This window comes from Rhodococcus sp. C1, from assembly GCF_020809065.1.
In the GTDB taxonomy this organism is placed as follows: domain Bacteria; phylum Actinomycetota; class Actinomycetes; order Mycobacteriales; family Mycobacteriaceae; genus Rhodococcus_F; species Rhodococcus_F qingshengii.
Genome location: NZ_CP078080.1, coordinates 6,222,414 through 6,236,708 on the forward strand (window position 1 = coordinate 6,222,414; position 14,295 = coordinate 6,236,708).

At 60.9% G+C, this 14,295-nt stretch carries 7 protein-coding genes; 4 read left to right on the forward strand and 3 right to left on the reverse strand.

Annotated elements, in window-relative coordinates:
- Positions 1-31: 31 nt before the first annotated feature.
- Entirely contained in the window at positions 32-2,113 is a 2,082-nt protein-coding gene (locus KTR60_RS28795) for a PhoX family protein (RefSeq protein WP_228401539.1), read from the forward strand.
- Positions 2,114-2,191: 78 nt separating this feature from the next.
- On the opposite strand, the gene KTR60_RS28800 is transcribed toward KTR60_RS28795, so the two are convergent.
- The 3 genes from KTR60_RS28800 to ggh form a co-directional block, all read right to left on the reverse strand.
- Positions 2,192-7,852: an isopeptide-forming domain-containing fimbrial protein gene (locus KTR60_RS28800; RefSeq protein ID WP_228401540.1), complete on the reverse strand. Its 5,661-nt coding sequence runs from the start codon at positions 7,850-7,852 to the stop codon at positions 2,192-2,194.
- Between the two features lie 979 nt (positions 7,853-8,831).
- Positions 8,832-9,527: a glycoside hydrolase family 25 protein gene (locus KTR60_RS28805; RefSeq protein WP_370334015.1), complete on the reverse strand. Its 696-nt coding sequence runs from the start codon at positions 9,525-9,527 to the stop codon at positions 8,832-8,834.
- 107 nt (positions 9,528-9,634) lie between these two features.
- Positions 9,635-10,972, reverse strand: coding sequence for a glucosylglycerate hydrolase (gene ggh / locus KTR60_RS28810; protein WP_042449890.1), 1,338 nt, complete (start codon positions 10,970-10,972; stop codon positions 9,635-9,637).
- 110 nt (positions 10,973-11,082) lie between these two features.
- Between ggh and KTR60_RS28815 the strand changes: the two genes are divergently transcribed.
- The 3 genes from KTR60_RS28815 (at position 11,083) to KTR60_RS28825 (ending at position 14,246) form a co-directional block, all read left to right on the forward strand.
- Complete coding sequence (locus tag KTR60_RS28815; protein ID WP_007735269.1) at positions 11,083-11,781, forward strand: haloacid dehalogenase type II; 699 nt, start codon at positions 11,083-11,085, stop codon at positions 11,779-11,781.
- Positions 11,782-11,853: 72 nt separating this feature from the next.
- Positions 11,854-12,765, forward strand: a complete 912-nt coding sequence (locus KTR60_RS28820; protein ID WP_065351664.1) for a cation transporter — start codon at positions 11,854-11,856, stop codon at positions 12,763-12,765.
- A 119-nt stretch (positions 12,766-12,884) separates the two neighbouring features.
- A complete protein-coding gene (locus tag KTR60_RS28825; protein ID WP_228401541.1) occupies positions 12,885-14,246 on the forward strand; it encodes an HNH endonuclease signature motif containing protein in 1,362 nt (453 codons plus the stop codon).
- Positions 14,247-14,295 lie beyond the last annotated feature (49 nt).

The window sequence follows — 14,295 nt, forward strand, 5'->3', positions numbered from 1 at the left end:
AAGTCCGTACATCGAATCTCGGGAGTTCACGGTGGCTATCAAGCCTTTGGCCTTGTTCGTCAAACACGACGGCGTGTCTGCACGCGCGTCGATCACCTGCCAGTACAAGTGCGGAAACGCGTGCTCTCACGAGGTCCCCAACACCTCGGGCGGCGAGTACTTCCGCGACATCGCACGCACAGCGCTGAGTCGTCGCGGCTTGCTCCGGGGCAGCGGCATGGCAGTGCTCGCGGTGGGAGCGGGCAGCGCCCTCGTCGCCTGTTCGGACGAATCCGCAAGTGCCGAACCGGGAACCGGATCGACGAGCGGCAGCAGCAGCGGATCGACACCGGCGGGGACGAACTTCGGCGCCGTCGCGCCCAACAAGGAAGACAAGGTCACCGTCCCTGACGGATACGATCAAGCCGTCGTGATTCGCTGGGGTGACGCCGTTCTCGCCGGCGCCCCGGCTTTCGACTTCGACAAGCAGACTGCGGCAGCGCAGGAACTGCAGTTCGGATTCAACAACGACTTCGCCGGATTGCTCCCGGTCGACGGGCAGCCCAACACCTACCTACTCGTGGTCAATCACGAATACTCCACCGAGCCGGCGATGTTCCGCGGCTACGATGCGGAGAACCCGACCGAGGAGCAGTTCAAGATCGGCCTCGCCAGCCACGGACTGTCGGTCGTCCAGGTCAAGGGCGAATCCGACAACGGCAAGCTCGTACCGGAGATCGGATCGAACAACCGCCGCATCACCGGAACCACGGAATTTGTCGTGACCGGCCCCGCTGCAGGCAGCGACTTCCTCAAGACGAGTGCCGATCCCACGGGAACCAAAGTGCTCGGCACCCTCAACAATTGCGCCGGCGGCGTCACACCTTGGGGCACAGTGCTTTCCGGCGAAGAGAACTTCAACCAGTACTTCGCGAACGCCGAGGGTGTCACCGATCCCACGGTCGCAGCGCGACTGAAGCGCTACGGTCTTGCCGGCGCCGCTTCCGAGCGCAAGTGGGAACGCTTCGACAAGCGGTTCGATCTGGTCGCAGAACCCAACGAGGTCAACCGATTCGGATACGTCGTCGAGATCGATCCCTGGGATCCGTCGTCGACTCCGATCAAGCACACAGCGCTCGGACGTTTCAAGCACGAAGCCGCCACCATTTACATCACGGCGGACGGCACCGTCGTCGCCTACAGCGGCGACGACGAGCGCTTCGACTACATGTACAAGTTCGTCTCCAGCCGAAAGATGCAGGACGGCAAGAGTCAAGCAGCCATGCGCCACAACATGACTCTGCTCGACGCCGGAACACTGTACGTCGCAAAGCTCAGCGGAAACTCCGCCGGCGAGATCGACGGCAGCGGCAAACTTCCGTCGGACGGCAAGTTCGACGGAACCGGCGAGTGGGTAGCCATCCTGCGCACCGGCGAAGACGGCAAGGGCGAATCGCTGGTAGACGGTATGAGCGCCGAAGAGGTCGCCGTCTTCACCCGCCAGGCCGGTGACAAGGTCGGGGCAACGAAGATGGATCGCCCCGAGGACTTCGAGGCAAACCCGAAGAGCGGCAAGGTTTACGTCGCACTGACCAACAACACCAAGCGCGGAGTCGACGGTGGCGCCGCGGCCGACGAGGCGAACCCGAGGAACAACAACAAGAACGGCCAGGTCCTCGAAATCACCGACGACCACGCCGGCACCACCTTCGGCTGGAATCTTCTTCTCGTCTGCGGAGATCCGGCCACAGCCGATACTTACTTCGGCGGGTTCGACAAGAGCAAGGTCAGCCCCATCTCATGCCCGGACAACCTTGCCTTCGACCCGCACGGCAATCTGTGGATCTCCACCGACGGCAACGCACTCAAGTCCAACGACGGGCTGTTCAGCGTTGTCCTCGAAGGCGAAAACCGCGGTGAGACAAAGCAGTTCCTCACCGTTCCCATCGGCGCCGAAACCTGCGGCCCCATCGTGGACGAGAAGCGCGTCATCGTCTGCGTCCAGCACCCCGGCGAGACCGACGACGCCAGCATCGAAAGCCCCGCATCCCATTGGCCCGACGGTGGTTCCGCCCAGCCTCGCCCGTCGGTAGTTGCAGCCTGGAAGAAGGACGGATCTCGGCTCGGCTCGTAACACACATGAAAACGACGTGGGGCAGATCGCATACTCTGCGATCTGCCCCACGTCGTTTACCTCAGATTCTCAAGAGAATCAGTTGTCACCGTCCTCGCGACGCTTACGCGTCAGGAGAACAACACCCGTTCCCAGCGCCAGCAGCAGAACCAATCCACCTGCTGCGAGCAACCCGGTGTTCACGCCACTCTCACCAGCGCCACCACCCGAGTTGATCGTCCCGCCCTGAGGAGCAGACGGCTTCGGCTGACCCGGCTGACCCGGGTTTGCTGTCGGCGGCTTCGGCTGTCCCGGAACCGTGCTCGGAACCGGCTGACCCGGAACCGTCGGCGGTACGACGATCGGAGGCACAACGACGATCGGGGGAATGATGATCGTCGGTGTAACCGGCACCGTCGTGTTCGGAACCGTCGTGGTCGGCGGAACTGTCGTGACCGGCGGCGTTGTCGTCGGCGGCGTCGTTGTCGTCACGCCACACGGATCCACAATCTCTTCCGCGACAACTTCTTCTGTCGTGGTCTCCTCTGTGGTGGTCTCCTCCGCGGTGGTGGATTCCTCCGTACCGGTCACATCAGCGTCACCGGCAGTGATCGCGCTAGCCGTCGTCGTCGCAACCGTTGTCGTCGGAACCATCCGCGTGGTCGTCGTCGGAGGAACACAGGGCTCCGTCGTGACCGGCGGCGTCGTGGTGGTCGTCGGCGGCACCGTAGTGGTGGTCTCCGGCGGGTCTATCGGGTGTTCGGTGCAGAGAGCGTCGCCCGGGACACAGTCCACTGGCGGGTTCTCGCCACCAACCACCAGGTAGTTGTTCAGGACACCCGGAGTGAATCCGGGACCTGACAACGTTCCGATCTCAGGATTGACCTTGACGGTGTACGTCACTGTCGCGGTCTCGCCCTTGGCCAGCTTTCCGGTGACCGTGAAGACGTTGTCGACGACACCCGAAACAACCAGCGTGGAAGTGGTAGCCGGATCCTTCGTCATTACTGCATCGTCGAGAACGTCGGTGAGATCGTCGTAGAAACTGATCTCACCATCCGCGGTGCCCACATTCTTGAACGTGAGCGTGTACGTGATCTCCTGGCCGCCAACCACACGGTTCGTGGTGGACGGAACAGAGGACTTCAGTACCTCGATCGCGGGTGTGCCATCCACCGGATGCTCGGTCGTCACCGGCGGAGGAGTGATCTCCGGACCCGTCGGCGGCTTCGCAGTACCGGTGACCTTGTTGTTGATCAGAACCCCGCCGGCAACACCGTCGTTGATCTTCACCTGATAGGTCAGAACAACCGACTTACCGGCCTCGAGAACGCCAGTCCACGAGAGCGTCGTCCCCGACAGGGTCGGAGCAGCACCGTCGACACCGTCGACAGTCGCCTTCAGCGAACCGTCCACCAACGTCGCGTTGTCGAGAACCTTCGACAGATCATCGGTCAACACCACCGGATCAAGGGTCGTGTTACCCGTGTTGGAACCGGTCACCGTATACGTGATCGTCTGACCCGCAGCAACATTGGTACCCGACACCGGATCAGCAGCCTTCGCAACCGTGAACCCCGGAACCTTCACCGGATGCTCGGTCGTCACCGGCGGAGGAGTGATCTCCGGACCCGTCGGCGGCTTCGCAGTACCAGTGACCTTGTTGTTGATCAGAACCCCGCCGGCAACACCATCGTTGATCTTCACCTGGTAGGTCAGGACAACCGACTTACCGGCTTCCAATGCACCGGTCCAGGTGAGCGTGGTGCCCGACAGGGTCGGAGCAGCACCGTCGACACCGTCGACAGTCGCCTTCAGCGAACCGTCCACCAACGTCGCGTTGTCGAGAACCTTCGACAGATCATCGGTCAACACCACCGGATCAAGAGTCGTGTTACCCGTGTTGGAACCGGTCACCGTATACGTGATCGTCTGACCCGCAGCAACATTGGTACCCGACGCAGGATCGGCAGCCTTCGCAACCGTGAACCCCGGAACCTTCACCGGATGCGTCGTGCACAGCTGCGTCACCGGATCACACACCTCCGGAGGATCAACCGGCGGAGTCGTCCCCGGAACAACGAAGTTGTTCACGAACACCCCACCGACCACATCGGCATTGACCTTCACCGAATACGTCACCGTCTTCGTTTCGCCGGCCGCCAAGGTTCCCGTCACCGAGAAACCATCACTGCCGACCATCGTCGCAACCAACGGAGCATCAGCAGCCAAACCACTCAATGCACCCTTGTCCACAACCTGACGCAAATCATCGAAGTACGCCACCTCACCCGCACCGTTACCGGTGTTCGAGAACGTAAGCGTGTACTTGATGTCCTGACCGGCAACAACATTCGAACCCGACACCGGATCAGAAGACTTCACCACAGCAATCTTCGGAGAGACCACCGGATGCGTCGTGCACAGCTGCGTCACCGGATCACACACCTCCGGAGGATCAACCGGCGGAGTCGTCCCCGGAACAACGAAGTTGTTCACGAACACCCCACCGACCACATCGGCATTGACCTTCACCGAATACGTCACCGTCTTCGTTTCGCCGGCCGCCAAGGTCCCCGTCACCGAGAAACCATCACTGCCGACCATCGTCGCAACCAACGGAGCATCAGCAGCCAAACCACTCAATGCACCCTTGTCCACAACCTGACGCAAATCATCGAAGTACGCCACCTCACCCACACCGTTACCGGTGTTCGAGAACGAAAGCGTGTACTTGATGTCCTGACCGGCAACAACATTCGAACCCGACACCGGATCAGAAGACTTCACCACAGCAATCTTCGGAGACAGAACCGGATGCTCCGTCGTCACCGGCGGAGGAGTGATCTCCGGACCCGTCGGCGGCTTTGCAGTACCGGTGACCTTGTTGTTGATCAGAACCCCGCCGGCAACACCATCGTTGATCTTCACCTGGTAGGTCAGAACAACCGACTTACCGGCTTCCAATCCACCGGTCCAACTCAACGTCGTACCCGACAGGGTCGGAGCAGTCGCAGCAGCACCGTCGACAGTTGCCTTGAGCGAACCGTCCACCAACGTCGCGTTGTCGAGAACCTTCGACAGATCATCGGTCAACACCACCGGATCAAGAGTCGTGTTACCCGTGTTCGTACCGGTCACCGTGTACATGATCGTCTGACCCGCATTGACGCCGGTACCCGATGCCGGATCGGCAGTCTTCGCGACAGTGAAACCGGGAACCGAGTGATTCGTCTCAACCGGCGGCGGAGTGATGTCCGGACCGGTCGGCGGCTTCGCAGTACCCGTGACCTTGTTGTTCAGGACCGTACCCGCAGCGACACCGTCGTTGACCTTCACCTCGTAGGTCAGGACAACCGACTTGCCGGCTTCGAGAACGCCAGTCCACGAGAGCGTCGTACCCGACAAAGTCGGAACAGCCACGGAAGCTCCGTCAATGGTCGCCTTCAGCGAACCAGGAACGACAGCAGCATTATTGAGGACCGCACCCAGATCGTCATTGATCTGTACCGGATCAAGCTTCGTCTTGCCGGTGTTGGTGCCGGTGACGGTGTACTTGATCGACTCGCCGGCCTGAACCGTCGAACCGGAGATCGGATCAGCAGTCTTCTCCAGTTTGAAGCCGGGAACCGAGTGATTCGTCTCCACCGTAGGAGGAGTGATGTCCGGACCGGTGGGTGGCTTCGCAGTACCGGTGACCTTGTTGTTCAGAACCGTGCCCGCGGCAACGCCGGCATTGACCTTCACCTGGTAGGTCAGAACAACAGACTTACCAGCCTGGAGATTGGCGGACCACGACAAAATGCTGCCCGACAGGGTCGGAGCAGCGACAGCAGCACCGTCGACGGTCGCATTCAGCGAGCCCGGAACGATGGCAGCATTGTTGAGAACCGCACTCAGATCGTCTTTGATCGTCGCGGGAGTCAGGGCCGTCTTGCCGGTGTTAGCACCGGTGACCGTGTACGTAATGGTATCGCCGGCCTGAACCGTCGAACCTGTCGCGGGCACAGCGGTCTTCGCGACTGTGAACCCGGGCATGGGATGCGTCGTGCAGAGATTGGTTGCAGGATCGCATGTTGTGGGAGGAGTTGTTGTCCCCGGAACGAGGTAGTTGTTCAGGACTTTGTTACCACCGTCTTTGACCGTGACAGTGTAGGTGACTGTCCCTTTGCCGCCGGCTGGCAATGTGCCGCCGACTTTGATTTTGTCGGCGCCATCCAATGCAGCGGTGAGTCCGCCGGTAGCAGCACCGACCGCAACCGTTCCGTCATCAATGACGTCGGCAAGGAAGTCCGTGTAGTCGATCAGTGCCGGCGCAGTGCCGGGATTCTCGAAATTCAGAGTGTAGGTGATTGTTTGGCCGATATTGACCGTCTCACCGGTAGGTGGTGACGACGACTTCTTCACGAGAACCGGGGTATTGATGATCTTGCAGTACGCGTTGTCACCAGGTGCTAATGCTGTCTGCGCAACTCCACCAGCTTGAAGATTCTTGGCCACACCATTGACCTGGCAGTCCCACTTCGTCGCGTAGTTCGCGGTCTTGGTCGCCGAAGTAGTGGGCTTCTCCCAGAACGTGACGGGGGTAGGCGTCGTGTCAGCGAGGAGCATCCGCCAACCGGTGGACGCGGTGGTATCCGTAGCTCCGGTATCGGTGGTCTTGAGCACCTGTCCGCTCGCAGCATTTGCATCGGCGAAAGTACCGGTGCTTGTTCCGATGGTGAAGTCGTCGCCAGGACTGACTCGCGTAAGTTCCTTGTCGATCTTGACCCTCGGCAACAAGATGCCGAACGCAACACCCTGTCGGGACGTTGAATCCGTGGTGTTTCCGAAAGTGCCCGCGAAGGAAGTCGGCGCTGTCGCAGCCAGTACTACCGCTCCAGGTGAGTAATTCTTGCTGAAATCGTTGTCCCACCACGAGTCGCACCGAACCGAGTTCGTTCCCAACCCGGTCAGTCCATCGGCACCCCCGACCGTGCCGTTGCAGGCCCGAATCGGCGGCCATCCGGCAGTTCCGGGTATACCCATGGTGCGATCGATCTGACGGAAGCTCTTGTCCGACTGGAACGACAGGAATTCCTTGTTGTTTGCGGCAACAGGGTCCGTCGATTCGGCATCCGCCACAACAAGCCCGTAGTTGTTGACGGCTCCGTTGGGCCCATTCATCACGATATTGTCGAGCTTGACTGTTCCGCCGGACTGGACCCTCGTCGACCCGTTCATGTCCGGAACCGTTTGGTACAAAGCAGGCTTGACTGTGTTGGGAACACCCGTATACGCGACAGTGCCGAGCGACGAGAATTTCGCCTCGGCAGGCAAGGGACGCGCAGTGACGCCCGTATGCGGCTTTGTCGTAGATCCGTCGATCGAGTTGACCAGCTTGGCATTGAAGCTGATGGAGTAGATATCCGTCAGCTTCACCGTCATCGGCTGTCCAGCTGCTGAGGTTGCGGCAGCCTGGTTGAACGTCGACATATCGATCCAGCAGATGTTCTGCGAGAGATTGCCGGTATTGGGCGCACTGAACGCACAGCCCGTGGGCGGTTGCTCGTCCGGCAGGACAGCAGCGCGAGCCGGCGTCTGAGCCTGAACGGGACCGCCGAGCGTTGCGGCCGGCTGCGCTGATGCAGCTACTGCCGTCGCGCCGGAGAGGCCGAGAATCATCGCGATGGCGGTCCACACCACCGTCCACGCTCGCACCCAGGGCGGGAGCCCTGCGGTGAATATGGCCGACCTTGTCGGCGGTATGTCGTTAGGCATTTCTTACTCCCCAGGATGTGCCTGATCGATGTTCGATGGACGGAGATGCGAGAGCGCTGGCGCGAACTCCCGGTTGATCGGTTGGTTCGGGTCGATGCGCCTGTTTTCGGCTGATCGACCTCACACCGGACGCTGTTGCCGGTCCTGTCATTCGAGCTCCTCTTCGGAAACACCTGCGTGTTGGAAGAGCCGCCCTGAACAGGACCTTGGCCCTCGAAATCCGCGCAAATCGAGAGCAACCTTCCAGTTATCAGGAACAAGATAACAGATAACCGGGAGCTTGCCCATCGAAAGTCAGACAAAGCAGACCGATCGACGTTTTTGTTCGTAGATCGGACAAGCTTCGAGGAACAGTGTTGTCCGAGCGGACAATTCAGCCCTCGGAGTGCGGCACCGCGGCGAACGCGATGACATTCAACGTTTCCGCTGACCAGATCGGGTGACGACCAACCTCAAGGAAGGTACGGAATCTGGACAAATGCCCAATATGGATAAGGCCTGTTGGATGCGCCACAGACCCTCGAACGACGGTCGGAAACCCCGTCCTGAATGGAGTCCGATCACCCGTGCGAGCACGTCGAAATTGATCGAATTGATCCAGACCACACTCAGCGACGGCTGCCGGTAACGAAGCATCCCGAGGCTCCGATAATTGGATTGCGAGGCACCAACTTCGCCCGAAACCGGGCGGCCGCCTTCGATTCAAACCCAACTTCAAGTCCGTTTTGTAGCTTTTCAGGCAGAGCAGTTCTGCTCATTTTCTGCCATAGCTATTTTCTGATCCTGCTCAGCTAGTCGAAAGTTCAGCGACCGTGGCTACCGCCCGGCAGAATTCTCGTAACTGACGAGCAACAACCGGACTAACCAGCCAAGCGTCACAAGAGTGCCAAAAAGGGCCCTTCCGCGTGCCTCGAGGCAAATGCATCGAGGGCGAAAGGGCCCGAACCGGGCACCACGGAGCCAAGGGCCCCGCCGCAAACTAGCTGCTGCCGAACCCCACACTGTTGGCGTAGCGATCGAAATCGCCCTGGGCTCCGCTGTAGACGTTGATATCAGTGTTTCCGGTGATTCCGGGGATGCGTCCGGTGCTGGTGTACTGCCAGAAAGTCCAGTTGGACCAACCGCCGGGTAGCGGCCCCGGTGCGTTCTGCCCGTTGTAATCGGCGATCCACAGCGGGTAGTGGTTGAACTCGGTGGTGTTGGCCATCTGAGTACGCCAGAAGTTGGGATACGTGTAAATGATGGGCTGCCGCCCGGTAAGTGCCTGGACTGTATTCAAGTAGCGATGAGTCCAGTCGATGACCTGCCCGGCGGGCAGTCCCTTCGCGTCCTCGAGATCCAGAACGGGCGGGAGGTCACCAGGTCCGTTGATACCCAGGACGATCGCCGAATAGAAGGCGGCCTGGGCTTCGGGGGACTGGCGAACGTCTGCGTAGTGGTAGGCCCCGCGCGAGACGCCGGCAGCACGCATGACCAGGCAATCCTGGATGAAGTACGGATTGACGTAGTTGAGCGACTCGGTGGCCTTGACCATCGCGAACTCGTGCCCTGACGCCTTGACCTGGAACCAGTCGATTCCGGTTCCGTCCACGTGCTGCCACGAAGAGACGTCCGGGCCGCGGGGAGCGTCGGCAGCGGCGAGGCCAGGTGCCGTGATCGCGATGGCAGCTGCCATCGCGATCGGGGTGAGCTTGCCCAATGTCCTGACGATCCGTCGCTCGACCATTTCCCGAGACTAAGGTCGACTAGTCCGTTTTGTCCCCTAATTCAGGGAATGTTCACTCAACCGAGCCAATCGAGAACAGCCGCAGCGGTCCACGACTGTTGCATACTGCCCAGCGGCTCACCGGTGAAAGGCTCGTAGTATTCGGCAAAACTGCCATCGCTGGCCTGCCGCAACCCCTCCGAACGCAAGACGTGCGATCTCTCGGCCCACCCCCGACGCGCGAACGCCCACGAGAACAACCACGTGATCACCGGCCACACCGGGCCACGCCAATACTCCCGAGGACGGAAATCGCCGGAAACCGGAGACGTCGACGGTGGGACAGCAAACCGCATGTCCGGGTGACCACAGAATTTGGGCCCCTCGAAAGTGCGCAACAGAGCGCGCTCGGCATCGCGGCTCAGGCCGCCGCACAGCAACGGCGCAAACATCGCGATGGTCTCGGTATGAACCCATCGCCCGGTGCGAAGATCGAAATCCTTTGCTGCACCTGATCGTTCATCGGTGGTGGCAATCACGCCCTGCCGGAATCGATCTGCCCAACCGCGCAGATCACGGACGTCGGAGTTCGGCCGCGAATGCTCCTCACCGATAGTTGCCAAGACGTCGCATGCCATCGAGAAAACCGCACTGACAAACACGTCCTCGACGGCAAAACTCATGGCAGTGGCGAGTTGAGAATCCTCGTACCGCACGGCCTTCATCTCTTCGAGAAGCCAAAGGTAGCGGTCGTATTCGTTATCCGTGGGCCGCTGAGACAGGTCCGTCACCACAGCGAGATCAGCACGCTGATACGCAGGAACTTGTCCCGCAACAACATTCGCGTACGCCAGATCCCACCGCGGAGAGTTGTCCATCCCAGATTCCCACCCGTGATAGAGCGCGATACGGCCGTTGCCGTCGAGATCGCGGGCCTCCGCCAACCACCGGTGCCACCGAACCAGATCGCTCCAGCGCCGGTCGAGGAACTCTTCCGCGACCGCACGCGTCGTACGTCCGTGCCGACGCGAATGATCGAGAATCCGCTGCACCGCGATCGCGTGAACGGGGGGTTGGGTGATTCCCGATGTAGCGGTACCCAAAGGAGCATGCGCTGCCAACGCATTGACATCCCACCGCGTCGGGCCGGGGAAGTAGCCGTCGACACCGTTCGCGAACACGATGTGCGGAATCATTCCGTTCTTCCACTGAGCCGAGAGCAAGGTATCGAGCTCTACTACCGCCCGTTCGACGCTGAGCGGCGCCAGACCTACCGCCACGAACGCGGCGTCCCAGCTCCACATGTGGGGATACAGCTTCGGGGCAGCACTGGTCATCGTGCCCAGGTCGTTTCCGCGCAGCAAGTAGGCAGCTCGGGCGGCGAGCTGAGTCGGGGTAAATCCGCGGTCGGCCATAGATGTCTATTTTGCGACGCGTCGAGCCTTTGCGCTCACCGAGCACGAATCCGGCGCCGCGGCCGCAATAATGAAGGAAGTCCGTCAGGTGATCTCGGAGTGGAGGCCTAGTGCGCGAGAAGATCAAAGCACTGCTGTTCGACGTCCAGGGCACAGCGACCGATTTTCACAGCACACTGTGCCGAGAGGCCCGTCGAATCACCGACGCCGACGTGGACTGGCCAAGATTCGTCAATCTCTGGCGCGCTGAGTACTTCGCGAACACCTCCGAGGCCGACGACTCCACAGGCGAATGGGTGACAGTACATTCGGTGTACCGCGAGGCTCTGCGCAAGCTGTTGGCCCGCGAGAGCATCGAACTTTCCGATGCCGAACAGGAAGAACTCACCACCGCCTGGAAATTCCTGGACCCGTGGCCCGACACTGTCGCCGGCCTGACAACCCTGCGCCAGCAGTACACAATCGCTGCCTTGTCCAACGCCGACGTGAATGCCGCAGTCAGCATCTCCCGGCACGGAAATCTGCCATGGCATGCCGTCTTCACTGCCGAAATGGCCGGCGTCTTCAAACCAGATCCGAAGATCTACCACCTGGCTGCTCGATATCTCGGGTACGACCCGGCCGAGATCATGATGGTTGCCAGTCACAAATATGACATCCGGGCGGCCAAAGCTCTCGGATTCCGCACAGCCTTCATAGCTCGACCACTCGAATTCGGAGCCAGGGGCAATCCCGATGTGTCCTTCTCCGACGAGTTCGACATCAACGCCGAGGACTTTCTCGATCTGGCAGCGCAATTGGTCCACTGATCCCGTGCCTGCGCGTCGTTGCTGGTATTCCTACGTGAAGGAATATCGAAACGGACAGGCGGTTTGGAATTCATGGGCACCAAGGAAGACAGCGCTACCCGCGAACGCAAGGCCCTGCGGTACTCGCTCGTGGTCGCAACGGCGTTGGCTGTGCTCGCCGCATTCTGGGGCTGGATCTCGCAGTCCCAGGTGATCCTGCTCGACGGTGTGTACGCCCTCATCGGAATGGTGTTGACGGCGATCTCACTGCGGGTCTCGCGGATAGCCGACTCGGGCCCCACCGCACGCTTCCCGTTCGGAAAGGAGGCATTGATCCCGGTCGTCATCGCTGTCCAGGGCATGGCACTACTGGCGACGCTCGCCTACGCCGCAGTCGAGGCAGTTCGTGTCATCCTCGCGGGCGGAGCCGACGTCACCGCGGGGTCTCTGGTGGCATACGGCGCTGTCAGCGCAGTGGTGTCGATCATCATCTGGCGCTACGTCGGACAAGTCGACCGCACATCTGATCTGCTCGTCGCCGAAGCCAGGCAATGGGGAGCGTCGGCTGCCTTCAGCGCGCTGGTCGCGGTCGGTGCTGTCGTCGCAATGATCCTGGGCCGCACCGATTTTTCCGACGCCGACCGATATGTCGACTCCGTCTTGGTCCTCCTCGGCTGTGCGATGCTGGTCCCGCAACCGTACGCACTTCTGCGAACCGCACTGATCGAACTCCTCGAAGGTGCTCCCGGCGAAAACGTTCAGGCCCGCGTGCACGAAGCCATCGCCGTCGTCCGCGACGAATTCGGTTTGGACGAACCGACTCTCACCATGAGCAAGGTGGGTCGCAAGCTGTATGTCGAAGCGACGTTCATGGTCGCGCCACACAGCTGGGACATCGACGGTGAAGACGCAGTACGACGCTCGTTCGCCACCAGCCTCGCCGATCTCCCCTACGAACCGTGGCTGAACATCGAACTGACTACAGATCCGGCGCTGATGCTCTAGCGACGGAATCTGCTCTCGAACAACAGAATCACGACGGCCGGGCCCACCTCACCTTCTCGAAAAAGCCCTTGACTCGAAAGTATGTTCGAGTATGATGGGAGGTGGAACGGGGGGTTCTCATGACGATCAACATCACCGAAGATGCTGTCACCGACGTGGTCAACAACTCCGCCGTGGGTGTGCGCGGACGATTGTGGCGGCTTCACCCCAGCGACGTCCGCGAGATCGCCATCACCGCGTCAGCGGAAATCCTTCGCCTGGAAGCCATTCGATTGGCCGCTGTCGACACCCTGACGTTGAACCCGGACGAACAAGTACTCTGCTACCGCGGCACCGGACAATGGCTCGCGAACCACACCATGCTGCAGATCTCCACCGGCAGAAGAATCGCAGCCCTGGGCAAAGCGCTACGGTCGTTTCCCGAGATCGAAGACCAATTCGATGCCGGTGACCTCACTTTCGAGCACGCAGCACTGATCGTGGCGTTCTGCGAATCCCCACCCAAGGCAATGCCCGACGCCGCACTACCGTACTGCCGCGACACACTCCTCGCCGCAGCATCGGGAACCGAAGCAACCACCGTCAAACTGCGCTACGCCATCAGCGTCCTCGAGCACATGTTCGAATCCGACGACCCACCACCAAGCGAAGACACCGACCGCAACGAACTGCGCATCTCCCCCACCCTCAACGGAAGAGTCGCCGTCCGAGGCGATTTCGACGGAGTGACCGGCGAAATGCTTCTCTCCGCCCTCTCCAACCTCTCCATGCCCACCCCCGCCGAAGACGGCACACCCGACAAACGACCCGCCGCCACACGCAACGCAGACGCCATGGCAGAACTCATCCGACGCTACCTCGACAACGCTGCCACCGGCATCGACGGCGGCCAACGCCCACACCTGAACGTGCACATCAACGCCAAAGACCTGGCCTACCACCGTGAATGCGCCACAACGAGTGATGGCTCAACACCTGTCCCCTCCGAGGACGACGATCCCGGCATGCTCGATCTCGACTTTCACGATCTCGACAAACACGATCTCGATGTCGGCCACATGCCCTGGATGGGTCCACTGAGCGTCGGCCGCACCCGCATGATCGCCTGCGACTGCATGCTCTCCAGCGTCCTCCTCGACGGAAACGGTGCCCCACTCGATGTCACCCCACTCAAAAGGCTTGTCACCGCAGCACAACGCACCGCCCTGATCGCCCGAGACAAAGGATGCGCCTTCCCCGGCTGCGACTGCGTCCCCGCCTGGACCGACGCCCACCACATCAAACACTGGGCCAAAGGAGGACCAACCGTCATGGACAACCTGGTCCTACTCTGCCGAACCCACCACACCCTGATGCACCGAAAACCCGGATTCACCGGCAAATGGGAAATCCGAATGGGCACCGATCACCTGCCCTGGTTCATCCCACCACCGGGCATCGACCCCGACCGGAAACCCCGCCGCTCCACCACGCGGATCTGAACCCGGAGGTCACCGAGCAAACGCCTCGGTGACCCATTCCGGCATGCTC